The organism is Xanthobacter sp. 91 (assembly GCF_000702385.1).
Taxonomy (GTDB): Bacteria; Pseudomonadota; Alphaproteobacteria; order Rhizobiales; family Xanthobacteraceae; genus Xanthobacter; species Xanthobacter aminoxidans.
Genome location: NZ_JNIB01000001.1, coordinates 1,650,515 through 1,676,537 on the forward strand (window position 1 = coordinate 1,650,515; position 26,023 = coordinate 1,676,537).

Here is a 26,023-nt window from a genome sequence, read left to right on the forward strand (position 1 = left end):
TTTTCGGGGCAGACAGGGCATGGATGACCGGCTCCGCCTTGCTGTGTGGGCGGAGCCGGTATCTCTTTCAGCCGAACCTTTTCAGAAGGCCGGCACATGATTCCGCCGGAACGAGGCTGACCTCGTTACCGGCGGTTTTCATTTTGGGCCGGTCGCATCGGAGGCCGCCATGGTCCAGACCCGTCCCGAAAGCCGCATCTCCCGCATCCGCCGCCGCGCCCTCGCCGCCACGGTGCTGGCCGGGGCGCTCGCCTCCGCGCTCGCACCCGTGGCGCAGGCCTGCACCCGCGCGGTCTATCTCGGCTCCGATGGCGTCGTCATCACCGGCCGGTCCATGGACTGGATGGAAGACATGCGCACCAACCTGTGGGCCTTCCCGGCCGGCATGGCGCGCGATGGGGCGGCGGGAGCCAACACGCCGAAATGGGTGTCGAAATACGGCAGCGTCATCGCCTCGGGCTATGACGTGGGCTCGGCCGACGGCATGAACGAGAAGGGCCTCGTGGCCAACCTGCTGTACCTCGCCGAATCCGAATATGCGAAGCCCAACGGCAAGCCGGCCCTCTCCATCAGCGTCTGGGCGCAATACGTGCTCGACAATTTCGCCACCGTCGCCGAGGCGGTCACGGCGCTCTCCGCCGAGCCGTTCGTGGTGGTGACGGCGAACCTGCCCAACGGCTCCGGCGCCCAGCTCCACCTCGCCATCTCCGATCCCTCCGGCGACAGCGCCATCTTCGAGTATCTCGGCGGCAAGCTGGTGGTGCATCACGGCCGGCAGTACCAGGTGATGACCAACTCACCCAGCTACGACCAGCAGCTGGCGCTCAACGCCTATTGGCAGGACATCGGCGGCACGGTGTTCCTGCCCGGCACCAACCGCGCGGCGGATCGCTTCGCCCGCGCTAGCTTCTTTATCAAGGCCATCCCCGCCAAGGCGGCGCCGGAGATTTTGTCCGCCGTCCCGGACCAGACCTACGCCAACCAGGCGGTGGCGAGCGTCGCCAGCGTGATGCGCTCGGTGAGCGTGCCGCTCGGTCTCTCGACGCCGGGTGAGCCGAACATCGCCTCCACCCTGTGGCGGACGGTGAGCGACCAGAAGGACAGGGTCTATTTCTTCGATTCCGCCACCAGCCCGAACACCTTCTGGGTGCCCATCGCCGATCTCGACCTGAAGGTGGGCGCGCCGGTGAAGAAGCTCGATCTCACCGGCGGCAAGGTCTATGGCGGAAACGCCGCCGCGCGGTTCGTGCCGGCGCAGCCCTTCACCTTCCTGCCCGTCAAGCTGGACTGAGCCGCTCGCGGAGCGCGCGTGCGCGGATCGGCACGCGCCCCTACGCGTTGACGCGCCCCTTACTTGTTGACGCGCCCTACTTGGGCGGCGGCGCGAAGGTGTTGGTGGAGGGCGGCGGGGCGAAACCGCCGCTCGACGGGGGCGGCGCAAAACTGCCGCCACTGGTGCCGCCGCTGGAGGGGGGCGGTCCGAACACGTCCTTCGAGCCCGAAGACGACGAGCTGGAGGACGAAGAGCTTGCCGGAGGCGGCGCACTCGCAGCGGCGGGCGCCGGGGCGGGCTGCGCGGCGGCGGGCGCCGGCTTCGGCTTCGGCCGCGCGGCGGACGGCTTGGGCCGCTCGCGCACTTCCGGCGTACCCTGCGGGTCGAAGCCCACATAGATGATGTAGCGCTCCATCTCGTTCGGCTTCAGCAGCGGGAACGCGATCTGGTCCTCCACCACGGTGAAGGGCGCGTGGCCCGGATCGGCCGGCACGTCGACGGCAATGGCGAAGAACTTGGTGGTGACGGTCTTGGGCGAGGGCCCCTCATTCACCACGGCAATGCGAACGGGCACCTTCACCTGACCGGGGCTGCCCTTTTCGCCCATGAGGACGCGACCTTCGATGCCCACCTTCACCATCATCATGCCGTTGGCGATGGTGCATTCGCGGGCGAGGCGGCCGATGGTGGCCTGATAGCGCAGCCCGCCGCCGGTCGTGACCTGCCAGCTGCCGGCGCCGGTGCGCACGGTGAGCATGGGGCAGTCATAGGACAGCTGATCCGGACCGGCGCCGACGACGAGCGAGCCGGAGTTGGCACTGTTGACCACACCGGCAGAGGTGCCGCCCGCCACCGGCGTTGCAATGGCGGTGCCGCCGGCGACGCCCGTATCCTGCGCGCCGAAGGAGCCATCGAGGCCTTCACCACCGGCGCAACCGGCAAGGACCGCCGCCATCAGGCCGGGCAGCACAAGCCGCGCGAGGGAATGCCGGGAAAACGTGAAACCGCGGCGCGCCGTCGGAGACGACAGGGGTGCGCACACGCGTGAAGCTGCCATCGCGGGCCCGTCGGTGGCCCGGATCTGCGCGACCGTCCGTGTTGCACCCGCCATATCTTCAACTCCATGGGCGCCCTGGATCGCGCGCTTATAGCAAAGGGAAGCCGGCATGAGGACTCCCCGCCCGCCCCTGCGGGTCCCCGGCGCCGGCTCCGTGAAAGTAAGGTTACCGCAGGCCGATCAGCCTCCGAGGCCCACGGGCTTGCCCACCACCACCGTCAGCGCATCCTTCGCCGTGGCCAGCCGGCCGGCGACACGCTTGAGATCGTCGAGGGTGACGGCAGCGATCAGGGCGTTGCGACGGTCGATATAGTCGATGCCGAGATCGTCGAGCTGGATCTGCAATAGCTGGCCGGCAACCTTGGACGAGGTATCGAAGCGCAGGGCATAGCTGCCCATCAGATAGCTCTTCGCCTCCTCAAGCTCCTTGGCAGTCGGCCCGTCCTTCAGGATCTGGCCGAACTCGTGGGTGATGAGGGAGATGGATTCCGCCGCCCGCTCGTTCTTGGTCGCCGTGCCGGCGAACCAGAGGCCGACGTGGGAGAGCGCCACCTGATAGGAATAGACCGAATAGGCCAACCCCCGCGCCTCGCGCACTTCCTTGAACAGGCGCGAGGAAAAGGCGCTGCCGCCGAGGATGTGGTTGAGCACATAGGCCGGAATGAAATCCGGGTCGCGCCGCTCCAGCCCGCCGGTGCCCATAACCACCACCGACTGCGAGACATCGAGGGGGATGACCTCCACGGTGCCGATCTTCTGCGGCGTCACATTCGCGACGGGGGTCAACGTCGCCTGGGCCGGAAGCTTGCCGAACACCTCGTCGAGCCGCTTGCCCAGCTCCTCGGCGCTGATGTCGCCCACCACGGCGACGCGCAGGTTCGAGCGGGCGAAAGTCTTGCCGATGAAGCCGGCGATGTCCTCGCGGGTCAGCTTGGCCACGCTGTCCAGCGTGCCGTCCACCGGCCGGCCATAGGGATGGCCGGGGAAGGCGAGCGCGAACCAGCGATCATTGGCGATGGCATTGGGCTCGGTGGAGCGGCGGCGCAGCATGGCGAGCTGGGAGGCGCGGATGCGCTCCACCGCCTCGCTGTCGAAGCGCGGCTCGTTCACCGCGAGGCGCAGCAGCTCGAAGGCCTTGTCGCGGTTTTCCGAGAGGGTGCGCAGGGAACCGCGCATCTCGTCGCGGCCGGCGTCGAAATGCAGCTCCACCGCATGGTCGGCCAGCGCCCGCTGGAAGGCGTCGGAATCCATCGCGCCGGCGCCCTCGTCCAGCAGGGAGGACGCAAGGTTGGCGAGGCCGGCATGCTCGGGGCCGTCCTGAGCCGCGCCGCCGAGGAAGGCGAACTCGAAGGCAATGAGCGGGAGCGTGGTGTCGTGGACCAGCCAGGCCTTGATGCCGCCGGGGCTCGTCACCTCGGAGATGCGGCTCGACTGGGACTGCGCCGTATCGGCGGCGAGAAGGGAAAGGGCCATCGTAACCATCGCAAGAAAGAGCCGGGCGGCAGGGCGAAGGCCCGCGCCCGTGAAAAAGGCGCGCCGGCCCGAACGGGCCGGCGAACGGAACACGAAAGCCGTGACGATCGCCGTCACGAGCGATTGTCCTTCTTGCCGTCCTTGCCCGCCTCGCCAGCTTTCGGCTCGGTCTGCTTGAGGTAGCCGGTCACGGCCCGGTCGGTGACGAGGTAGCGGCGGGCCACGTCGCGCACCTGATCGGCGGTGACGGCCTTGAGCCGCTCCGGCCACTCGCGCACGTCCTTGGCGGAGAGGCCGGTGGCCCAGGAGGCGCCATAGATGCGGGCGAGCGTCGCCTGGTTGTCCTGCGCATAGATGGTGTCGGCGATGAGCCGGGTCTTGGCGCGGGCCAGCTCCAGGTCATCGACGCCCTTCTCCTGCAGCTCGGCAACCACCGCATCCACCGCCGCCTCCAGCGTCTCGAGGCTCACGCCCGGACGCGGGGACGCATAAGCGACGAAGCGGGTCGCGTCGTAGGCGGTTCCTTGATACCAGGAGCCGGCCCCGGCGGCGAGGCCCTTCTCCGCCACGAGGGTGCGGTACATGCGGCTGGTCTGGCCACCGCCGAGGATGTGCGAGAGCACTTCGAGCGCTTCTGCATCTCCCGGCGCAGCGGTCCGGGCCGAGGGCACGAGGTAGGAGCGCTGCAGGCTCGGCTGGGCGACGCGCGGGTCGGCCAGCGACACCCGCCGGTGGGCCCGCGGCTCGGGCTCCTGCGGACGGTTGCGCGGCGGGGTGTCGGCCTGTGCGACCTTGCCGTAGGTCTTTTCCGCCAGCGCCTTCACCTCAGCCGGGTCCACGTCGCCAGCCACCACGAGCAGGGCGTTGTTGGGGGCGTAGAAGCGGCGGTAGAAGGCCAGGGCATCCTCGCGGTTGAGGCCCTTGATCTCGTGCTCCCAGCCGATGATCGGGTGCTGGTAGGGATGGTTGACGTAGGTCGTGGCCTGCAAAACCTCGGAGAGGCGCGCGCCGGGATCGTTGTCCGTGCGCATGCGGCGCTCTTCCAGCACCACGTCGCGCTCGGGCAGCACCACCTCGTCCGAGAGCTTGAGGCCGCGCATGCGGTCGGCCTCGAAACCCATCACGGTTTCCAGGTGCTCTTTCGCCACGCGCTGGAAATAGGCGGTGTAATCCTGCGAGGTGAAGGCATTTTCCTGGCCGCCGAGGCGCGCCACCTCGGCCGAGAACTGGCCCTGCGGGTGCGCATCGGTGCCCTTGAACATCAGGTGCTCGAGGAAATGGGCGATGCCGGACTTGCCCGGCTGCTCGTCGGCCGATCCCACCTTGTACCACACCATGTGGGTGACCACCGGGGTGCGGTGATCGGGGATGACCATGACCTGAAGGCCGTTGGCGAGCTTGAATTCGGTGACTTCGGGGCCCGCCGCGTCAGCAAGGCGGGGAGAAAATGCGGCCGCTCCAGCGGCGAGAATGGCAACCATGGCGAGACGGCTCATCTGCACGTGACGATCTTTCGGCATTCGACGCGCCCGAAGACGCGTCCGTCAAGGAAAGATAGGGTGCCCGCCGCCGCAGAAAAGGACGGGCGACTGCGGTTTCCGTCCGTGCCCACCCTCGGTCCGCCCTTGCGCCGGAGCGCAGACGCCGTCACTGGCGATCGAACAGGGTCGGCAGCTTCCAGGGTTCCTTCTTCTCCTCCACCACGCCATAGGGGGCGTTGGGGGCGGGCGTCTGGTAGCCGGTCGGCGGCTGGATCAGGTTCTCGCGGGTGGGCTCGCCGTTGAAGGTGAGCTGTTCCTGCTTGCCGGTCAGGCCGCCGAGCCCGGGGAAGCCGGAGGAGCCGAGCTGGCTGGGCAGCAGCACGTCGCGCTGGGAGCCCGCGCCGACCGGCTCGGTCGGCGAGGAACTGTTGCCCACCGCCCGCTTCTTGCCGCGGTTGAGTTCGGACGGCATCAGCGGCCGGCCCGGATCGTCGCGCACGATCGGCGCCTTCGCCGCCTGCGCCGCGGCGGCGCGGCGCTGGAGGTCGTAATCCTTGGGCCAGTTGGGATTGGCCTCGGCAGCGCTCTTCTGCGGCGGGGGAAGGGCATCGGGCACGCGCGGCGGCACCACGAGGGGGGCGCGCTCGCGGTAGTCGATTTCCGGCTTCTCGTCCTCCTCCTTCAGCCCAAGAATCTGCATGGCGCTTTCGAAGATATTGGTGCTGCCGTCGAGGTTCTGCGCGGCGGCCGGGGCGGGCGCGGCGAGCGTCAGGGCAAAGGCGGCGAGCAGCGCGCCGCCCCCGAAGCGCAGCGGGATGAGGCGAAGTGCGGGGGACAGAACGGTGCCGGCCGCGCGCGGCGCGGCATCAGCGCTATGCGGGAAAAGGGAAATCTCTCGCATGGGTCTCACGTCCTCGATGCCATCCTCTGATGCGTTCTCAAAGCGTGCGCGCTCACGGCTCGCGCTCAGCTTCGGACCGGGGCGCCATTGGCGCGGCCGAGGGCGGCGATTTTGAGGCGCCGCCGAGAAATGCATCGTAAAGAAGCAGGCCCACGCCGACAACAACCGCCACATCGGCGAGGTTGAACACGTACCAGCGGTACCCGAAGGCGTGCAGCGACACGAAATCGAACACCGCGCCATAGACCACCCGGTCCACCGCATTACCGATGGCGCCGCCGATGAGCAGGCCCAGCGCGAACGCCTCGAACCGGCTGCGGGCGCGGGCCAGCCACACGGCGAACAGGATGGCCGCCGCCACCTTGATCGCCACCAGCACCCAGCGCCCGGTCTCGCCCTGCGGAAACAGGCCGTAGCTGATGCCGTAATTCCACAGCGCGGCGAAGTCGACGAAGGGCGCGACGGGCTTGATCTGCCCGTCCCAGGACGCCGACCAGGCGAGCACGAGGCCCTTGGAGGCCTGATCCGCCACCAGCACAGCGAGAGCGACGAGAAGACCGAAGAAGATGGGACGGCGCTGCAAGGGGCCTCTCTCAGGAACGGCCGCTCTGGCCGATGGCCGGACGCGATCCGCCGTTCATAGACGAGGCCGCCCGCCCCGGCAACGCGAGGGCGGGCGGGGTTCGGTTCACTCCGCCGCAGCGCGGGCGGCGTAGAACTCCCGCAGCGCGGCGGCATCGCGCGGCGTGACGTCGGGGAATTCCGGGTCGGTGCCCACCGCGGGCGAGACCTTCCACGAGCGGGCGCACTTGGTGCCTTCCGCACGGGCCGGCACCACGGCGACACCGGGCACGTCCGCCAGCCGGAAGGCATCGGCCGGCCCCTCGCCGCGGATCAGCTTCGCGTCCGAGGTGATGGCGATCTCGGCGAGGTCGAGGCCGGCGAGCGCCTCGGCCAGCGCGTCGTCCGTCACATAGACCTCGGGCGCAGCCTCCAGCGAGGAGCCCATGCGCTTGGCGGCGCGCTCCACCTCCAGCGCGCCCAGCACCACGCGGCGGATGAGGCGCACCTTGCGCCACTGCTCCGCCAGCGCCTCGTCGCGCCACGCGGCGGGCGTCTCCGGGAAAGCGAGGAGATGCACCGAGCCCTCCTCATCCCCCGTGCGGGCGATGTAGGCCTCCTCGCAGGTGAAGGCGAGGATGGGCGCGAGCCAGGTGACGAGGCGGTTGAACACCTCGTCCAGCACGGTCAGGCAGGCGCGCCGCGTCGCCGAGGAGATGGGATCGCAATAGAGCGCATCCTTGCGGATGTCGAAATAGAAGGCCGACAGCTCGATGTTCATGAACTGGGTGAGCGCCGCGTGCACCTTCTTGTAGTCGAAGGCGCGGTAGGCGGCGCGGATCTCCCCGTCCAGTTCCGCGAGGCGGTTGAGGATGAAGCGCTCCAGCGACGGCATGTCGGCCACCGCCACCTTCTCCTCCGGCCGGTAATGGTGCAGCGAGCCGAGCAGCCAGCGGATGGTGTTGCGCAGCTTGCGGTAGGTATCGGCCGTGGTCTTGAGGATTTCCGGGCCGATGCGCAGGTCGTCCGCATAGTCGGAGGCGCACACCCACAGGCGCAGGATGTCGGCGCCCGACTGCTTGATGACGTCCTGCGGCGAGGTGACGTTGCCCAGCGACTTGGACATCTTTCGGCCGTCCTCGTCGAGGACGAAGCCGTGGGTCAGCACCACGTCATAGGGCGGGCGGCCGCGGGTGCCGCAGCTCTCCAGCAGCGAGGAATGGAACCAGCCGCGATGCTGGTCCGAGCCCTCCAGATACATCACCTTGTCGCGCCCCGCGGGCGGACGCTCCGCCTTGAGGTCGGGGCGGACCTCCAGCGTGAAGGTGTGGGTGGAGCCGGAATCGAACCACACGTCGAGGACGTCATCCACCTTCTGCCAGCCCTCGGCGGCACGCTCGGCGAGGAAGCGGGCGCTGGCCCCCTCCTTGAACCAGGCGTCGGCGCCCTCGGCCGCGAAGGCCTCGGCGATGCGGGCGTTGACGGCGGCGTCCTTGAGGATTTCGACTTCGCCGTCGCCCTTGTCCTTCACGAACACGGCGATGGGCACGCCCCAGGCGCGCTGGCGCGAGACCACCCAGTCCGGCCGGTTCTCGATCATCCCGGTGATGCGGTTCTCGCCCGCTGCCGGCACCCATTCCACCGTCTTGATGCCGGCGAGCGCGCGGGCGCGCAGGGTGTCAGGAACGTTGCCGGGGAGCGTCGCCGGGCGGGGCGCCGCCTTGCCGTCCGCGGCGCGGATGTCCTGGTCCATGGCGATGAACCATTGCGGCGTGTTGCGGAAGATCACCGGCTTCTTGGAGCGCCAGGAGTGGGGATACTGATGCTTCACCCGGCCGCGCGCGAGCAAATTGCCCGCCTTGATGAGGGCATCGATGACGGCGGTATTGGCATCGCCCTTTTCGCCCTTCTCGGTGATGACGCGCTTGCCCTCGAAGCCGGGCGCCTGGGACGTGTAGAAGCTGTCCTCGTCCACCGTGTAGGGGATCGCGGGATTGATGCCGCGCTCCTCCAGCCAGCGGCGATGGTTCACCCACGCCTCGAAGTCCTCGCGGCCATGGCCGGGGGCGGTGTGGACGAAGCCCGTGCCGGCGTCATCGGTGACGTGCTCGGCTTCCAGCAGCGGCACCTTGAAGGTGTAGCCGCCGAGCCCGAGGTCCGCGAGCGGGTGGGCGAGGATGAGGCTGCCCACCACATCGGCGGGAACATCGCCGCGCCGCTCAAAGGCGGTGACACGGGCGGCCTTGAACACGTCGTCGGCCAGCTTGTCGGCAAGGATCAGCCGGTCGCCGGCCTTGGCCCAGTTGTCGGCCGGGGCGTCCGTGACCTCATAGACGCCATAGGCGATCTTCGGCGCGTAGGTGACGGCCCGGTTGCCCGGCATGGTCCAGGGGGTGGTGGTCCAGATGACGACGGTCGCGCCCTTGAGGTCGCCTTCCGACACCACCGGGAACTTCACCCACACCGTATCCGAGGTGAAATCCTGATACTCCACCTCCGCCTCGGCGAGGGCGGTCTTCTCCACCACGGACCACATGACCGGCTTGGAGCCGCGATAGAGCAGGCCGTTCTCGGCGAACTTCATGATCTCGCGGGCGATCTGCGCCTCGGCCATGAAGGCCATGGTGGTATAGGGATGATCCCAGTCGCCCTCGACGCCGAGGCGCTTGAACTCGGTGCGCTGCTCGTTCAGCCAGTGCTCGGCATAGGCGCGGCATTCCTGGCGGAAGGCGACCATGGCGGCGGCGTCGGAGAAGTCGGGCTTCTGCTTGCCCTTCTTGCGGTAGTTCTCTTCCTCGATCTTCCACTCGATGGGCAGGCCGTGGCAGTCCCAGCCGGGCACGTAGTTCGAGTCATAGCCCAGCATCTGCTGGGAGCGCGTCACCACGTCCTTCAGGATCTTGTTGAGCGCGTGGCCGATGTGGATGTTGCCGTTGGCATAGGGCGGGCCGTCATGCAGCACGAAGCGGTCGCGACCGCGCCCGGCCTCGCGCAGGCGGCCGTAGAGATCGATGCGCGCCCAGCGGGCGAGCAGCTCCGGCTCCTTCTGGGGCAGGCCGCCGCGCATGGGGAAGGCGGTTTCCGGCAGGAACAGGGTCTTGGAATAATCGGGGGCGGACGCCTCGGCGGACGGCTTGCTCTCGGACTTCTCGGTCATGGAACGCTCGGGGGATGAAGGCAGGGTCGGGGCGGAAAAATCCCGGCAGCCCCCGCGCGCTCAGCCGCGCCGGCGGGGGCCGGGCCGATAATTCGCGCCGCGAGGGGGCGGCTGCGGCGAGGCAGGACCCCGCGATAATGAGAAAATCCGCTCATGGTGCGGCTTCTATCAGGCGCGGAGGGCCGGGAAAAGCCCGCAGATCGGCGCAGCGCCAGCGCCCTCCGATTGCGGCGGGCAAAGAAAAACCCCGGCACCAACGGTGCCGGGGCTCTTCTTGGTTCCCCTCTTTTAAAGAACCACGGGGCGGCGACGAGGCCGCCCCGCCAGGATCACGAGTGGTACGCGCGCTCGCCGTGCTCGTTGATGTCGAGACCCTCGCGCTCCACGTCCGTGGAGGGACGCAGGCCGACGATGACCGAGATCACGAACAGGATGACGGCGGTGCCGACGCCCGACCACACCACGGTCACGCCGACAGCCTTGAGCTGGGCAATGACCTGGGCGGTCATGTCGTAGGCCGCAACCGCACCGGTGGTGTAGTCGTAGATGCCCGTGCCGCCCAGCGAGGGGCTCACCAGGATGCCGGTGGCGATGGCGCCGACGATGCCGCCGATCCCGTGCACGCCGAACACGTCGAGGGCGTCGTCATAGCCCAGGGCGTTCTTCACGGCGGTGCAGAAGATGAAGCAGATCGGCGACACGACGAGGCCGAGGACCAGCGAGCCCATGATGCCGGCGAAGCCCGACGGCGGGGTCACGGCGACGAGGCCGGCGACGATGCCCGAGGCGAGGCCGAGCATGGAGGGCTTACCCTTCACCAGCCATTCCACGAACATCCAGGACATGCCGGCCGCGCAGGTGGCGATGAAGGTGTTCATCATCGCGAGGGCGGTGGTGGCATTGGCCTCGAGGTTGGAGCCGGCGTTGAAGCCGAACCAGCCGACCCACAGCAGGGAGGCGCCGACCATGGTGAGCGTCAGCGAGTGGGGCGAGAGCGCCTCCTTGCCGAAGCCCAGACGCTTGCCGACCATGATGCAGGCCACGAGGCCGGCGATACCGGCATTGATGTGCACCACGGTGCCGCCCGCGAAGTCGATGGCGCCGAGCTGGAAGATGTAGCCCGAGTCCGCGTTCACGGCGTCGAGCGCGGCCTGCGCGGCAGCCTTGGCGGTGCCGTCAGTGGCGGCGGCGAGGGCCTTGGCAGCGGCGTCGATCGCATCCGGGCCGGCCCAGTACCAGACCATGTGGGCGATGGGGAAGTACACGAAGGTGACCCACAGCGGCACGAACAGCACCACGGCGGAGAACTTCATGCGCTCGGCGAAGGCGCCGAAGATGAGGGCCGGGGTGATCATGGCGAAGGTCATCTGGAAGGCGATGTACACCCACTCCGGAATGGCCACGCCCACCGAGAAGGTGGCGGCGAGGGATTCGCCGGTGACGCCGGAGAGGAACGCCTTGGAGAAGCCGCCGACAAAGGGAGAGCCGCCGGTGAAGGCGAGCGAGTAGCCGTAGAGCACCCAGATGAGGCCGACGATGCACACGCTGTAGGCGACCTGCATCAGCACGGAGAGCATGTTCTTGGCGCGCACGAGGCCGCCGTAGAACAGGAACAGGCCGGGCACCGACATCATCAGCACCAGCAGCGCGGACGTGAGCATCCAGGCGACGTCGCCCTTGTTCACGGTGGGGGCGGCGACTGCGGCGGGAACGGCGGTTGCGGCATCAGTCGCAGGCGGCGCCGTCTGGGCCAGTACCGGCGCGGCTACCGCCAGCGCCAGAAGAAGCGCGGGAACCCCCACGCGGGACCACGTCTTGGACGTCATGGATGAATGCTCCGTGAAAGAGATGAGGCTCAAAGGGCGTCGGCGTCGGTCTCACCGGTGCGGATGCGCACGGCGTGCTCGATCGGGATGACGAAGATCTTGCCGTCGCCGATCTGGCCGGTCTTGGCAGACGCGGTGATCGCCTCCACCACCTTGGAGACCTGGTCGGCGGACACAGCGACCTCGATCTTCAGCTTCGGCAGGAAGCTCACGGCATATTCGGCGCCGCGGTAGATCTCGGTGTGGCCCTTCTGACGCCCGTAGCCCTTGACCTCGGTCACGGTGAGACCGTGCACACCGATACCGGTGAGGGCGTCGCGCACCTCCTCCAGCTTGAATGGCTTGATGATGGCCATGACGATCTTCATGGATCGGTCCCTGTCCCCTGATGCCGCTGCGCTTCCCGATGAAGCCCGAGCGGTGTTTTTCGCGGCGGCTTCGCCGAGCGGGTCGGGGAGATCCGCGCCGCGGCTGGCAAGCCTGCGGACAGAGGAATCAAGTACCGTGCCAAGAGAGGAGGACTGCGGCGGATGCCGGGAGTCCCGTGCATATTTTTCCGCCACGGCGCGCTTTGCAGGGGCTCCGCCGCCTGCTCGCCGCTTTTTGTGCCTATTTTTTAATCTCAACGCCCACGAGAGCGACACATCTCGTTCGCACTTGCGTGATGACGCATTGCAGCGCGCAATGCGGGGCCTGCCTACGGGCGCGGCGTGACCGGCCGCATGAGGCCTTCCTGTGCCGCAGAAGCGACCAGAATCCCCTCACGGGTGAACAGCTCGCCGCGGCAGAATCCCCGCCCGGCCGAGGCGGCGGGGCTCTCCTGGGTGTAGAGCAGCCAATCGTCGGCGCGGAACGGGCGGTGAAACCACAGCGCGTGGTCGAGGCTCGCCACCTGCACGTCCTTGTCGAACACGGACTTGCCGTGGGGCAGAAGCGCCGCCTGCAGCAACGACAGGTCGGATGCATAGGCGAGCACCGCCTGATGAATGGGCAGATCGTCCGGCAGCGGGCCGCGGGCGCGGATCCAGATGCTCGGCCGGGCCCCCGGCGACCCGAGATAGGCCATGTCCATGCTGGTGGGCTTCACCTCCAGCGGCCGGTGCGCCATCCAGTCGCGGCCGGAGGCGCCGGGGAAGCGCGCCAGCAGGCGCTCGCGCCACACGTCGTCGCCGGGCAGATCCTCGGGCTGGGGCACGTCCGGTATCTGGCTCTGATGGGTGAAGCCCTCCTCCTGCTTCTGGAACGACACCGACATGCTGAAGATGGCTTCGCCATGCTGGATCGCCACCACCCGGCGGGTGGTGAAGGAGCGGCCGTCGCGGATGCGGTCCACGTCGTAGATGATCGGGACGGTGGGGTCGCCGCCGAGCAGGAAGTAGCCGTGCAGGGAGTGGGTGACGCGCGCCTCCTCCACCGTGCGGCGGGCGGCGACGAGGGCCTGGGCGATCACCTGGCCACCGAACACCCGTCCCCCGGTGGGCGATACGCTGCGACCCCGGAACAGGTTGATCTCGAGCGGTTCGAGGTCAAGGATGCCGAGGAGCTTCTCCACGTCGGGATTCTGGGCGGTCATTCAGGGGCTCGCCGATGGCTGCGCACCCTGCGGGCGGCAGCATCAAAGAAGGTGGAACGGGATGCGGGTCGCACGGTTCAGTCGAGGGCAGGACGCCACGCCCACGCCTCGACCGTCAACCCCAAAACGTCAGCCGACTCCCCTATAGGCGAGCCAATCGCCCCCCGGCAGCGTAGAACGACGAACGATCATCAGGAGTGAAGGTCATGGGCTCCCCGAACGCACCGCTTCCGGAGACCGGCTGGTCCGCAAACCCGGCCGCGGCCGATCGCGCGCCGGAACGGGCACAAGCGGAGCGGGCTGATGTCGCCATCGTCGGCGGCGGCCTCGCGGGCCTGAGCCTCGCCCTCGCCTTGCGCCAAGGCCTCGGCCCGGATGCGGATATCGCCCTTTACGACCCGACCCTTTCCCGCGCCGGTCTCGATGACGGGCGCTGCTCCGCCATCGCCGCCTGCGCCCGGCGCATGCTCACCAGCCTCGGTGTCTGGCACGAGATCGCCGCCAGGGCCGAGCCCATGCGCACCATGGTCGTGACAGACAGCCGCACCAAGGACGTGGCGCGGCCCACCTTCCTCACCTTCGACGGCGATGTGGAGCCGGGCGAGCCCTTCGCCTTCATGGTGCCGAACCTCGATTTGCAGCAGGCGCTGGTGGCAGCCGCCCGTTCCGCCGGCATCGACCTGCGCGAAGAGGCGGTGACGTCCTTCCGCAGCGAGGGCGGCGGGGTCGAGCTGGCCTCCGCCTCGGGCGTGCCGCTGCGCGCCGGTCTGCTGGTGGCGTGCGACGGCGCGCGTTCGCGCATTCGGGAGATGGCTGGCATTTCCACGGTGTCGTGGGGCTATGGCCAGAGCGGCATCACCTTCGTGGTGGAGCACGAGCGCCCGCACGAGGGCCGCGCCGAGGAGCATTTCCTGCCCGCCGGCCCGTTCGCCATCCTGCCCTTGCCGGGCAACCGCTGCTCGGTGGTGTGGACCGAGCGCACCGCCGATGCGGAACGTCTCCTCGCCCTGCCCTCTGCCATCTTCCAGGAGGAGCTGGAGCAGCGCTTCGGCCATCGCCTCGGCTGGGTGAAGCCGGTGACGAAGCCCCGCGCCTATCCCCTCGGCTTCGCCATGGCCCGCGCCTTCATCGGCGACCGCCTCGCGCTGGTGGGCGATGCCGCCCACGTCATCCATCCCATCGCCGGGCAGGGCCTGAACATGGGCCTGCGCGATGTCGCCGCCCTCGCCGAGGTGGTGACGGACGCCGCGCGGGTCGGCCTCGACTTCGCCTCCCCCACCACGCTGGAGCGCTACCAGCGCTGGCGGCGGTTCGACACCTTGGCCATGGGTGTCGCGACGGATGGTCTCAACCGCCTGTTCTCCAACCATTCGGACGCCCTGCGCGCCATCCGCGACGTGGGCCTCGGGCTGGTGGACCGCCTGCCCCGCCTCAAGGGCCTGTTCATCAAGGATGCGGCCGGCCTCACCGGCGAGGTGCCCAAGCTGCTGCGCGGCGAGACGCTCTGAGGCGGGACGCTTCCCCATCTTGCCCTGCCCGGCCCCGCCTGCGAAAAGCCCGGCATGATCGTTCTCGACGATATTTCCCTGCGCCTTGCCGGGCGCCTGCTCATCGACCACGCCTCCGTCGCCCTCCCCGAGAATGCGCGCGTGGGCGTGGTCGGCCGCAACGGCTCGGGCAAGACCACCCTGTTCAAGGCGCTCATTGGCGAGCTGGAGCTGGAATCCGGCGCCGTCCGCCTGCCCAACCGCACCCGCATCGGCCGCGTGGCGCAGGAGGCGCCGGCCGGCCCGGACAGCCTGATCGAGCGCGTGCTGGCCGCCGACACGGAGCGCGCGGCGCTGCTCCAGGAGCGCGAGACCACGCAGGACCCCAACCGCATGGGCGAGATCGAGATGCGGCTCCTCGACATCGGCGCCCATGCGGCGCCGGCGCGGGCGGCCACCATCCTCGCCGGCCTCGGCTTCGACGAGAGCGCCCAGCAGCGGCCCTGCTCGGAATTCTCCGGCGGCTGGCGCATGCGCGTGGCCCTCGCCGCTTTGCTCTTCACCGAGCCGGACCTGCTGCTGCTGGATGAGCCCACCAACTATCTCGATCTTGAAGGCACCCTGTGGCTCCAGGACTACCTCGCGCATTATCCGCGCACGGTGATCCTGATCTCCCATGACCGCGACCTGCTGGACGAGAGCGTCGATCACATCCTGCATCTCACCGGCCAGAAGCTGACCCTCTACAAGGGCGGCTTCTCCTCCTTCGACCGGCAGCGGCGCGAGCGGCTGCTTTTGGACCAGAAGGCGCGCAAGAAGCAGGAGATGCAGCGCGCCCACATGGAATCCTTCGTCGCCCGCTTCCGCGCCAAGGCCACCAAGGCGAAGCAGGCCCAGTCGCGCCTCAAGGCCCTCGCCCGCATGGAGCCCCTGGCCGCGCAGGTGAGCGAGGAGGCGGCGGCCATCTCCATCCGCCATCCGGAAAAGCTGCTCTCCCCGCCCATCGTGGTGCTGGAGAAGGTGGCGGTGGGCTATGTGCCGGGCCGGCCGATCCTCCAGAACCTCAATCTGCGCATCGACGAGGACGACCGCATCGCCCTCCTCGGCCCCAACGGCAACGGCAAGTCCACCTTCGCCAAGCTCCTCGCCGACCGGCTGAAGGAGGAAAGCGGCCGGGTGGTGCGGGCCGACAAGCTGGAGGTCGCCTATCTCGCCCAGCACCAGATCGACGAACTGATCCCCGGCGACAGCCCCGCCCAGCACGTGCGGCGCCTCATGCCCGACGCGCCCGAGGCGCGGGTGCGGGCGCGCGCGGCGGAGATGGGCTTTTCCGGCGGCTCGGCCGACACCAAGGTGTCGTCCCTCTCGGGCGGAGAGAAGGCGCGCCTGCTGCTGGGGCTCGCCACCTTCCACGGGCCGCATCTGCTCATCCTCGACGAGCCCACCAACCATCTCGACATCGAGGCGCGCGCGGCGCTCATCGAGGCCATCAACGACTTCCCCGGCGCCGTCATCCTCGTCTCCCACGACCGGCATCTGCTGGAGGCCTGCGCGGAACGGCTGTGGCGCGTCTCGGGCGGCACGGTGAAGGCCTATGACGGCGATCTCGACCAGTACAAGAGTGAGGTTCTCTCCCGCTCCGACGGCGACCGCATGACCGACAAGGGGCGCAAGGACCGCTCCGAGACCAAGGCGGAAGCCACCCCTGCCCCGCGCCGCATCGCCACCGGCCCGCTCAAGAAGCGCATCCGCGAGCTGGAAGGCGCCGTGGAAAAGCTGACGAAGCAGATCGAGGGGCTGGACGCGAAGCTCTCCGACGCCGGCCTCCATGCCGCCAAGCCCCTCGACGCCGCCCGCTTCGCCAAGGAGCGGGCCGAGGCGGCCGAAAAGCTGGCGCAGGCGGAAGAGGAATGGCTGGAGGTCAGCGCCGAGCTCGAGGCCGCGGGCGGCTGACCAGCGCGGCCGGCGCGATCCCGGGCGCCGCCTCCGGCTCGCGCACCAGCGCCAGCAGGGCCTGCGCCGCCCGCGAATTGTAGCGGTCGGCGTGGCGCAGGGCGTAGAAGCGCCGCGCCGGCAGGGTCAAAGGCAATTGCTTCAGCGTGCCCATGGCGAGGCCCGAGGCGGTGACGAGATCGGAAATCACCGTCGCCCCCGCCCCCGCGGCGACCGCGCTCACCACCGCCTCGTTGGAGGGCAGCTCCAGCACCACCTTCAGCTGGGACGGATCGAGGCCGGAGGCGCGCAGGGCATCCTCGAACACCTGCCGCGTGCCCGAGCCCGGCTCGCGCAGCACGAAGGGCATGTCGAGGAGATCGGCGGGGGTCAGCGCCTTGAGCTCGGCGCGCGGATCATGGGCCGCCACCACCAGCACCAGCCGGTCGCCGGGCACCGCGACCCGCGCCAGCAGCGCTTCCTCCACCTCGCCTTCCACGAAACCCACATCCGCCTCGCCCGCCCGCACGGCGGCGGCGACCTGCGCGGTGTTGCCGATCACCACTTCCAGCGCGATGTCGGGATAAAGCTCGTGAAAGCGGTTGAGCAGCGGGCCGAGCCAGTAATTGGCGATGGTCTGGCTGGCATGGATGGAGAGCCGGCCGCGCCTGAGGCCGGACAGATCGGCAAGGATGGTCTCGGCCGCCCCGGCGCGGGCGAGCACGGCCTCCGCCTCGGGGACGAAGACGCGGCCGGCCTCGGTCAGCTCGATGCGGCGTCCGACGCGGTGGAAGAGGGCGACCCCGCAGGAGGCTTCAAGAGCCGCGACAGAGGCGCTGACCGCCGACTGGGTCATGTTCAGCGTCTCGGCCGCGCGGGTCATGTGGAGCGCGCGGGCGACGGCGACGAAGACCTTCAGTTGCTCCAGCGTCATCCCGCCCGATCACCTCGCCCCGCTCAAACGCCGCGCGGGCTTGGAAAAAGGCCCGGGAGGCAAGCTCTCGGGCCTTTGCTATCACATGAAGGTCTTGATGAGGATAAAGCTCAGCGCCGAGATGAAGAGCCAGGCGGCGGCACCGAGCAGGAGGGGCTTGATGCCCTTCAGCCGCAGCTTGCGCATGTCCGTCTCCAGCCCCATGGCGCCCAGCGCGACGGCGAGGAGGAAGGTGGTGGTGGTGGCCACCGGCATCTTCACCTCGGGCGGCACATAGCCGCTGGATGCGACCATCACCATGGCGATGAAGCCGAACACGAACCACGGCATGGGCGGGCTGGCATGGCCGGCCGACTTGTCGCCGCGCGCCCGCATCACCGCCGCCGCGCCGAGGCCGATGACGAGGGGCGCCAGCAGCATCACCCGCGAGAGCTTCGCCACGGTGCCGAACTCGCCGGCCTGCTGGCCGCCCTGGAAGGCCGCCGCCACCACCTGCGCCACCTCATGGATGGAGGCGCCGGTCCACAGGCCGAAGGCATGGGGGTCGAAGCCGGTGAAGGGCATCAGCGCCGGCATCAGCAGCATGGAGAGCGAGCCGAAGATGGTGACGCAGGCCACCGCATAGGCCACGTCCTCGTCCGAGCCGCGCGTCACCGTATTGGTGGCGATCACCGCCGAGGCGCCGCAGATGGCGGTACCGGCGGCGATCAGCTCCGAGAGCTGCCGGTCCACGCCCATGGCGCGGCCGATCCAGCGGGTGACGAAGAAGGTGGCGAACAGGGTGAAGGCGACGATGGAGAAGCCCACCACGCCCACCGAGCGCACCTGCTCGAAGGTGAGCTGGAGGCCCAGCAGCACGATGGCGAAGCGCAGAATGCGCCGGAGCGCGAACTTCACGCCCGGCTTGATGATGGCCGCCGTGCCGAAGATGTTGTGCAGCGCCATGCCGATGACGATGGCGAGGATGAGCGGGCTGACGAGCCCCATGCCCGGCACCTGGCGAATGGCATAGGCCGCCGCAGCGATCACCACCGTATAGGCGAGGCCCGGCAGGATGCCGCCGAAGGCCGTCACGAGCGGGCCGCCAGCGGCGGACGCGGACACCGCGTGCGCGGGGGGAATGAGAGCGGGATCGGTCAGGTGCTTGTCGGTCATGGCAGGGGGTCCTCTTGAGACGAGGATGGCCCCCGGCCATGGATCGATCAAACGAGTTGTTTTTCTACAATTGATCGATGAATCCGATTATCGGACCACCACGCCCCGCCGCACCACCGTGTTGCCGGCCGGGCCGCGCGTCGCGCCCACATGGCGGCAGGCGCCGTTGTAGCAGCGGGTGGCGCCCACATGCCCGACCGGGCCGCGCGCGTAGGGGCCGTAATAGCGGTTCCACTGGCCATACCACGGACGACCCACATAATGGGTGTTCCAGTAGGACTGGTTGAACGCCACTGCGGCGATGCCGAGGCCCGCCGCGACCGCAGCGGTCATCACCACCGGCGAGGCACCGGCGGAGGGCACGACCTTGATGTACTGCGCCGCCATCCAGCCGCGCACGTTGCCCAGCGCGACATCGCACCAGGAATAGTCCGCAAGGCAGCCGTAGGTCGCGAGCGCCGCGCCCGCCGGCACCGTGACCACGGTCGGGAAGCTGGTGCTGGGACCGGCCCGCAGGTTCACATTCGTCACGGCCACCGCCGGCTGGGCCGCCGCGGCGGCCCCGGCGGCGAGAACGCCGGCCAGCATGACGGCCGCTCCGGCCACTGCGCGCAGGCGCGATCCAAGTTCGACACGTATCGACACCAGCATCTCCATCATCGGGATCTGGCGCGACAGCCTAGCTTCGGATCGTTACCGGCCCGTTGCACGATTTTGCAATGTGCAACGCTCAGCGCTCGGCGAAGGCCTTTTCCACCACATAGGTCTCCGGCCGGTTGCCCGCACCCTCCACGAAGTCGCGGGTTTCCAGCAGCGCCTTGGTGTCGGCGATCATCTGCGGCGAGCCGCACAGCATCACCCGGTCGTGCTCGGCATCGAGGTCCGGCAGGCCGAGGTCGGCGAACAGCTGGCCGCTTTCCAAGAGGTCAGTGACACGGCCGCGATTGCGGAACGGCTCGCGGGTGACGGTCGGATAATGCAGCAGCTGCGCCTGCGCGTATTCGCCAAGGAAATCGTGCGCCTTGAGGTCCGCCACCACCTGCTCGCCATAAGCGAGTTCCGCCACCTCGCGGCAGCCGTGGACCAGGATGATGTGCTCGAACCGCTCATAGGCCTCTGGGTCCTTGGCGATGGAGACGAAGGGCGCAAGGCCGGTGCCCGTTGCCAGAAGATACAGGCGCTTGCCCGGCTTGAGATTGTCCAGCAGAAGCGTGCCCGTGGGCCGGCGTCCGACGAGGATGGGATCGCCCGGTTGGAGCATCTGCAGCCGCGAGGTCAGCGGCCCGTCCGGTACCTTGATGGAGAAGAATTCCAGCTGCTCCTCATGCGGCGCGCAGGCGAGCGAATAGGCGCGCAGCAGCGGCTTCTCGTTCACGTCGAGGCCGATCATGGTGAACTGGCCGCTCTTGAAGCGGAAGGCGCTGTCGCGGGTGGCTGTGAAGGAGAAGAGGCGGTCGGTCCAGTGGCGGACCTCGAGCACGGTCTCGGTGTTCAGGTTGCTCATGGTCGCCTCACGCCTCAGCCGGTGCCGGGGAAAAGGCGCTCTCGAACTTGCCGTCCACGTTCATCCACTGCGCGGCATCCGCCGGCGGCTCCTTCTTCTCGGCGATGTTCGGCCACAGGGCCGCATATTCGGCATTGAGCGCGATCCACGGCGCGGCCGCCGGATCGCTGTCGGCGGAGATGGCGGCCGCCGGGCATTCGGGCTCGCAGACGCCGCAGTCGATGCACTCGTCGGGCTTGATGACGAGCATGTTTTCGCCCTCATAGAAGCAATCCACCGGGCAGACGGCGACGCAATCCATGAATTTGCAGCGGATGCACTTGTCGGTGACGACGTAGGCCATGGGGCAGGTCCGGTTGTTGTTCGATCTTTATTTTAGCCGGATAGGGACGATGCTTTGAGCGCTAAGGCCTTGCAGGGTCAATTAATTGCGGATTTTGTGGAAGGGTAATCGGATCGAGAACCTGCTCCATCATATCTACCTGCCGTCATCCCCGGGCTTGTCCCGGTCATCCACGTCGACCCGACGGAGCGGCTCCGAGAGTTATGCTCCCGGCCCGACCACGTGGATGGCCGGGACAAGCCCGGCCATGACGATTGGGACAAATGCGAAAATCCTCGCGCGAGTCCTAACCCCGCCCACCGAAGCGCGCCGCCTCACACCACCTCGGCCAGATTTGCGCCGTTGAGGTTCACTGCGAGGCCTTTCAGCGCATCCTCGTTCAGCTCGCCGCCCATGGCCTTCAGGCTTTCCTCGCGGATGAGCGCGCCCAGATCGGCCCGGAGCTGCACGAATTCCGGCGAGAGCTGGAGGGCTGCATCGCGCGGACGCGGCAGGGGCACCGTCACCTCGGCCTTGATGGTGCCGGGGCGGGCGGTCATCACGTAGATGCGGTCGGAGAGGAAGATCGCCTCGTCGATGTCGTGGGTGACGAACAGCACCGAGATGCCCAGCCGCTGCCAGAGGTTGGTGAGGATCTGCTGCATGATGACCCGCGTCTGCGCATCGAGCGCGCCGAACGGCTCGTCCAGCAGCAGCACCTTCGGCCCGGTGGCGAGCGCGCGGACGATGCCCACGCGCTGCTTCATGCCGCCGGAGAGGCGATCGGGGTAATGGTCCTCGAAGGCGGAGAGGCCGGCGAGGCCGAGCAGCGTGCGCGCGGCGACCGCCCGCTCCGACTTGCCCATGCCGCGCATCTTCAGGCCGAACTCCACGTTCTCCCGCACCGTCTTCCACGGGAAGAGCGAATATTGCTGGAAGACCATGCCCCGGTCGGCGGACGGGCCCTTTACCGGCTCGCCATCCACCGTGACCGTGCCGGAGGAGGGCTTGAGGAAGCCCGCCACCGCATTGAGGAACGTGGACTTGCCGCAGCCCGACGGCCCGATGATGGAAACGAACTCGCCGGGATTCACCACCAGGTCCGCATCGCGCACCGCGATGACGGCGCCGTCGATGGTGTCGTAGGCGAGGTTGAAGTCGGAGACCTCGATGAGGCCGGTCCTCGTCGGCGCTGTCGCGGGGATCGCCATGATGGCCTCACTTGGCGCGCGACCAGGGCGTCACGGCCCGGCCCGCGATGCGGATGAGAAACGAGGAGGCGAGGCCAAGCACGCCGATGGTGATCATGCCCAGCGCGATGTCCGGATATTGCACCAGGGAATAGGCCTCCCAGGTGAAATAGCCGATGCCGAACTGGCCGGAGATCATCTCCGCCGCGATCAGCGACACCCAGGCGACGCCCATGCCCACGGTGAGGCCGGTGAAGACCTGCGGCAGCACGGCGGGGAAATAGACCTCGCGGAAGGTCGCCCGCTCGGTGGCACCAAGGCAGCGGGCGGCGCGCACCAGCACCTCGTCCACGTTCGCCATGCCGTGCAGCGTGTTGAGGAGGATGGGGAAGAACGAGCCGAGGAAGGTGATGAAGACGATGCTCTCCTCGTTGGTCGGCCACAGCATGATGGACATGGGCACCCAGGCGATGGCCGGGATGGGCCGCAGCACTTCCGAGACGGGGAAGACGAATTCCTTCAGCAGCTGAAAGCGCCCCATCAGCAGGCCCAGCGGCACCGCCACCACAGCGGCCAGCGCGAAGCCGATGAAGATGCGCCGGCAGGAAATGTAGATGTGGTTGAGGAAAACACCCGTGGAGAACGCCGTGCGGGCGCTCTCCAGCACCTGCTCGGGCGAGGGCACGTTGAGGAACCGCACGTAGAAGGTCATGCGGTTCACCGTCACCACATGCCAGGCGAGGATGAACAGACCGATGGCCAGCGCCCCGAGCAGCATGGCGCGGATGGTGTGGGCGTTGAGCTTCAGCCAGCGCCGCGCGCGCCCGGCGAAGGACCGGTCCGGCACCGGCATCGCCGCCACCGCGTCCCGCTCCGGCCGCAGCACGATGTGACCGGGCGCGGCTGGCCGGTGCACCCCGCCGTCGCCGGCGAGGTGGAACGGGGCGGCGATGGGCGCGGACTTCGCCGCGGGCTTCATGGCAATGCTGTTCATGGCGCTCACCCGCGGGCCCCGGACGCCGCCTTCAGCGCATCAGTGAAGGGCAGCACCTTGCCGCCGGCCTTGGCCGCGGCCGCCTCGGCATCGGCCTTCAGCATGAAGGGCTGGATCTCGGTCTTTCCGTCCTTGGTGGAGACGGCATAGAAGGCATCGGTCGCGAACAGCTTGATGCCGCGGGCGGTGTCGAACAGATAGGTCATGCTGACCTTCTTGCCGGCCGCATTCAGCTCGGCGAGCGCCCCGAGGGTGCAGGCGGCGCTGGAATAGGGCTTGATGCCCTCGCCATCCACCCAGATTTCGCCCGCCTTGCGCGGCTCGGAAATCTTGACCTTGCAGAAGCTGTCGTCGCCGGCGATCTCGTAGTTCGCGAGGCTCTTCAGCTGCGCCTCGTAATCAAGCCCGAGTTCCTTGTAGGCTTGGCGGACGTAGGTGTCGTTCACCCAGGCCTTGACGTCGAACTCCTTCATGCGGCCGAGCTTCTGGAGCACCGCGGCGTCCTGCGCGGCGTCTTCCACCAGCTGCGGCTTGATGGTGGGGTCCATGGTCATGATGCCGCCCGGGCCGAGGAAGATGTAGACGACTTCCTTGTCGATGCCGGTCCACTTGGCGATCTTCTCGGCGGCTTCCTTCGGGTTCTTGCGCACCCAGTCATTGGCCTCGATCACCGCCTTGATGTAGCCGACCACGACCTCCGGATACTTCTCGGCAAAGTCCGTGCGCACCACCACGCCATGCCAGGTGGGGGCGTTGGTCTCCACGCCGTCGAAGATCTTGCGGGCGAAGCCGCGGAACGGCAGCAGCTCGGCGAAGGGGACGAAATCGGCGTGGGCGTCGATCTTCTTTTCCTGGAGGTTGGTGGAACCCACCTCGGGCGACTGGCTCACCAGCCGGAAGTAATCGGCCGGCCAGTTCTTGTCCTGCATGGCTTTGAGGATCATGCCGTGGGCCGCCGACCCGAACGGCACGCTCACCACCTTCCCCTTCAGGTCGCTCAGCTCATAATAGGGCGACTCCTTGTTCACGACCACGCCGTTGCCGGAGCCGTAGATGTTGTAGGCACCGACCGCGATGAGCTGGGACTTGGACTGGGGATTGGACTGGAAGGTGTAGCCGTTCACCACCAGCGGATAATCGCCCATGCCCCCGAACTGGAGCTTGTCGGCCATCATGCCGTTGGTGACGGGCGGGCCGGAGGTGAAGTTCTGCCACTCGATGTTGTAGGTGGCGCCGGCATATTTGCCGTCCTTCGGCAGATATTTGTCGAGAAGCTTCAGCTCCTTGATGACGACGCCGGTGGTCACCGTGTTGGTCGTGGTGTCCTGCGTCCCGATGCCGATGTTGATGGTTTCGGCTGCGGCCGGAACAACGGCGCAGGAGGTTGCGAGGGCGACGGCAATGCTGCGAAGAACGTTCGGGCGAAACGGGTTCATCAGATCCACCTCTCGGGGCTAAGACGGCTCTCGACGGTGATCTTCAGGCGCCAGGTTCGATCCGTTCAAAGGAAGATGCGGCCGAGGTGTCGATTAGTTGCCTCCTTTGCGGACCCGCCTGATTTTTCATCAAACCGCACATCTCCGGGTCTCCGGACGGCGCCCTGCCTCACCGGTCGCCGCGCATCACGTGCAGCGCGTCCAGGTCGTAGACCACGATCTTGGCCTTCTCCGCTTTCAGAACCCCCTGCTCCTGCAAGCGCTTGAGGCTGATCGTCACCCACTGGCGGGTGGCGCCCACCATGTGCGCAAGGTCCGCGTGGGTGAAGGCGGAGCCGATGGCGATGGCGCCCTCTTCCTTCACGCCATAGGTGTCGGCGAGATGGATGAGCAGGTGCGCGAGACGCTCGGTGACGGAGCGGGTGCCCAGCATCTGGGCAAGGGCCGAATAGCATTTGCCCTTGAAGGTGAGCCCCTCGATGAGGCCGATGGCGAAGCCCGGTATCTGGGCGATCAGCCGGCGCAGGGTCTTTCCGGTCAGGTGGACCACCACGCTGTTGGTGGCCGCGACCCCGGACCAGACGTGCTGGCCCTGCCCGAACAGCTCCGGCCCGCCCACGAAATTGCCCGCACTCCAGTAGGCGAGCGTGATCTCCCGGCCCGACGGCGCGATGTAGAAAACCCGGATGCGACCGCTCTCGATGAGGAAGATGCCATCGTGCGGCGTGCCTTGGGAGAACAGCATCTTCCCGCGATAGACGACGCGTTTCTGCCCCTCCCTCAGCACCTCTTCGCGCTCCTTGGCCGTGAGCCGCTGGAACAGCAGCGGCGGCCCGTTGGTCAGCGCGGCATTTTCGGTGAGGAGCAGCGCCTGCGCCGGGTTGGACCCGGCCAGAAGGGGTGAGGCTGGGGGCACTGGTTTGGCGTGCAGGGGGGCAGTCTGCATGCTGGATATCTCCCGTTTGGACGGCTTCCAAGCGGCAAGAAGCATACCAGCATTTTTTTCATTAAATCGATCGTATTAATTCATTTTTTGTCGAACAGGGCGAGTGCCTCCGGCGCGAGCACGCCGCCGGTGATCTCCACCTTCAGGAAAGGCGCGGCCTCGGCCATGGTCCGGGCCACATCCAGCGCAGGCATTCCGATTTGCGGCTGCCGGCCATACTTGGCCGCCACCTGCTCCAGCGAGGCGCCGAAGACCACGCGATTGAGCCCGCACCAGAGAACCGCCCCCATGCACATGGGGCACGGCTCGGCGGAGGCGTAGATGGTCGCGCCCTTCAGTTCGTCCGCCGACCGCGCGGCGAGGAAGCGGCGGATGGCGACCATCTCGGCATGGGCGGTGGGATCGTTCAGCTGCCGGCCGAGATTCGGTCCCCGGGAGAGAACCTCCCCGCCCCGCGCGATCACCGCGCCGAACGGGAAATCCGACCGGGCCGCGAGCGCGATGGCCTCGCGCATCAGCCCTTCATCCTCCGGGCGCGGCGGCCCCACCACCGCCTCGGCGCGCGTCACGGATGGGAAGAGCGACAGGACGCTGCCGGCCGCCACTGCGAGGCTTGCGAGAACGCTCCGCCGGCTCGGGGCATGCGCAGCAGCTTCCTCGGTCCGCATCGCGTCTTCAGCGGTCATGGTGTCGCCCCCTCGGGGAAGCTGAGCACGCGGCATGGACGGGGGCAACCGGGCTCGAGCGCTAGACCGCGCGAGGCAGAGGTCCGGGCAAAGAAAAGGCCCGGGCTTTTGGCCCGGGCCTTCCCGAAATGTCGC

Annotated in this window: 22 protein-coding genes; 3 read left to right on the forward strand and 19 right to left on the reverse strand. The window is 68.2% G+C overall.

What is annotated here, in order from left to right; genetic code table 11:
• Positions 1-169 precede the first annotated feature (169 nt).
• On the forward strand, positions 170-1,291 hold the full coding sequence (locus tag A37E_RS0107920; RefSeq protein ID WP_081837502.1) for a linear amide C-N hydrolase: 1,122 nt from the start codon (positions 170-172) through the stop codon (positions 1,289-1,291).
• A gap of 76 nt (positions 1,292-1,367) precedes the next feature.
• On the opposite strand, the gene A37E_RS0107925 is transcribed toward A37E_RS0107920, so the two are convergent.
• The 9 genes from A37E_RS0107925 to tesB form a co-directional block, all read right to left on the reverse strand.
• Entirely contained in the window at positions 1,368-2,228 is an 861-nt protein-coding gene (locus A37E_RS0107925) for a hypothetical protein (protein ID WP_156026265.1), read from the reverse strand.
• A gap of 282 nt (positions 2,229-2,510) precedes the next feature.
• Positions 2,511-3,803, reverse strand: a complete 1,293-nt coding sequence (locus A37E_RS0107930; protein ID WP_245279289.1) for a pitrilysin family protein — start codon at positions 3,801-3,803, stop codon at positions 2,511-2,513.
• Between the two features lie 113 nt (positions 3,804-3,916).
• A complete protein-coding gene (locus tag A37E_RS0107935; protein ID WP_029556115.1) occupies positions 3,917-5,323 on the reverse strand; it encodes a pitrilysin family protein in 1,407 nt (468 codons plus the stop codon).
• Between the two features lie 127 nt (positions 5,324-5,450).
• Positions 5,451-6,185: a hypothetical protein gene (locus A37E_RS0107940; protein ID WP_051678871.1), complete on the reverse strand. Its 735-nt coding sequence runs from the start codon at positions 6,183-6,185 to the stop codon at positions 5,451-5,453.
• Between the two features lie 52 nt (positions 6,186-6,237).
• On the reverse strand, positions 6,238-6,768 hold the full coding sequence (lspA, locus tag A37E_RS0107945; RefSeq protein WP_024276772.1) for a signal peptidase II: 531 nt from the start codon (positions 6,766-6,768) through the stop codon (positions 6,238-6,240).
• Between the two features lie 105 nt (positions 6,769-6,873).
• Positions 6,874-9,903, reverse strand: coding sequence for an isoleucine--tRNA ligase (ileS, locus tag A37E_RS0107950; RefSeq protein WP_029556117.1), 3,030 nt, complete (start codon positions 9,901-9,903; stop codon positions 6,874-6,876).
• Between the two features lie 329 nt (positions 9,904-10,232).
• A complete protein-coding gene (locus A37E_RS0107955) occupies positions 10,233-11,729 on the reverse strand; it encodes an ammonium transporter (protein ID WP_024276770.1) in 1,497 nt (498 codons plus the stop codon).
• Between the two features lie 29 nt (positions 11,730-11,758).
• Positions 11,759-12,097, reverse strand: coding sequence for a P-II family nitrogen regulator (locus A37E_RS0107960; protein ID WP_024276769.1), 339 nt, complete (start codon positions 12,095-12,097; stop codon positions 11,759-11,761).
• Positions 12,098-12,426: 329 nt separating this feature from the next.
• Complete coding sequence (gene tesB / locus A37E_RS0107965) at positions 12,427-13,302, reverse strand: acyl-CoA thioesterase II (protein ID WP_029556118.1); 876 nt, start codon at positions 13,300-13,302, stop codon at positions 12,427-12,429.
• 206 nt (positions 13,303-13,508) lie between these two features.
• Between tesB and A37E_RS0107970 the strand changes: the two genes are divergently transcribed.
• Positions 13,509-14,810, forward strand: a complete 1,302-nt coding sequence (locus A37E_RS0107970; RefSeq protein WP_081837503.1) for a ubiquinone biosynthesis hydroxylase — start codon at positions 13,509-13,511, stop codon at positions 14,808-14,810.
• Between the two features lie 54 nt (positions 14,811-14,864).
• Positions 14,865-16,742, forward strand: a complete 1,878-nt coding sequence (locus A37E_RS0107975; RefSeq protein WP_029556120.1) for an ABC-F family ATP-binding cassette domain-containing protein — start codon at positions 14,865-14,867, stop codon at positions 16,740-16,742.
• Here A37E_RS0107975 and A37E_RS0107980 read toward each other — a convergent pair.
• The 10 genes from A37E_RS0107980 to A37E_RS0108025 form a co-directional block, all read right to left on the reverse strand.
• Complete coding sequence (locus tag A37E_RS0107980) at positions 16,711-17,655, reverse strand: LysR substrate-binding domain-containing protein (protein ID WP_029556121.1); 945 nt, start codon at positions 17,653-17,655, stop codon at positions 16,711-16,713. The genes A37E_RS0107975 and A37E_RS0107980 overlap by 32 nt on opposite strands.
• An 81-nt stretch (positions 17,656-17,736) precedes the next feature.
• Positions 17,737-18,810, reverse strand: a complete 1,074-nt coding sequence (locus tag A37E_RS0107985; protein ID WP_029556122.1) for a YeiH family protein — start codon at positions 18,808-18,810, stop codon at positions 17,737-17,739.
• A gap of 87 nt (positions 18,811-18,897) precedes the next feature.
• Positions 18,898-19,455, reverse strand: coding sequence for an SH3 domain-containing protein (locus A37E_RS0107990; protein WP_197022944.1), 558 nt, complete (start codon positions 19,453-19,455; stop codon positions 18,898-18,900).
• An 85-nt stretch (positions 19,456-19,540) separates the two neighbouring features.
• The gene (locus A37E_RS0107995) at positions 19,541-20,314 is read right to left on the reverse strand and encodes a ferredoxin--NADP reductase (RefSeq protein WP_029556124.1); all 774 of its coding nucleotides are present in this window, start codon (positions 20,312-20,314) and stop codon (positions 19,541-19,543) included.
• 7 nt (positions 20,315-20,321) lie between these two features.
• Complete coding sequence (gene fdxA, locus A37E_RS0108000) at positions 20,322-20,657, reverse strand: ferredoxin FdxA (RefSeq protein ID WP_024276762.1); 336 nt, start codon at positions 20,655-20,657, stop codon at positions 20,322-20,324.
• 314 nt (positions 20,658-20,971) lie between these two features.
• Complete coding sequence (locus tag A37E_RS0108005; RefSeq protein ID WP_029556125.1) at positions 20,972-21,847, reverse strand: ABC transporter ATP-binding protein; 876 nt, start codon at positions 21,845-21,847, stop codon at positions 20,972-20,974.
• A gap of 7 nt (positions 21,848-21,854) precedes the next feature.
• Positions 21,855-22,679: an ABC transporter permease gene (locus A37E_RS0108010; protein WP_051679388.1), complete on the reverse strand. Its 825-nt coding sequence runs from the start codon at positions 22,677-22,679 to the stop codon at positions 21,855-21,857.
• A gap of 146 nt (positions 22,680-22,825) precedes the next feature.
• Positions 22,826-24,256 (reverse strand): ABC transporter substrate-binding protein, encoded by a 1,431-nt coding sequence (locus A37E_RS0108015; protein WP_029556127.1) that lies wholly within the window; start codon positions 24,254-24,256, stop codon positions 22,826-22,828.
• 169 nt (positions 24,257-24,425) lie between these two features.
• Complete coding sequence (locus A37E_RS0108020) at positions 24,426-25,202, reverse strand: Crp/Fnr family transcriptional regulator (protein ID WP_029556128.1); 777 nt, start codon at positions 25,200-25,202, stop codon at positions 24,426-24,428.
• An 80-nt stretch (positions 25,203-25,282) separates the two neighbouring features.
• Positions 25,283-25,888, reverse strand: a complete 606-nt coding sequence (locus A37E_RS0108025) for a nucleoside deaminase (RefSeq protein ID WP_245279290.1) — start codon at positions 25,886-25,888, stop codon at positions 25,283-25,285.
• Between the last annotated feature and the right edge of the window lie 135 nt (positions 25,889-26,023).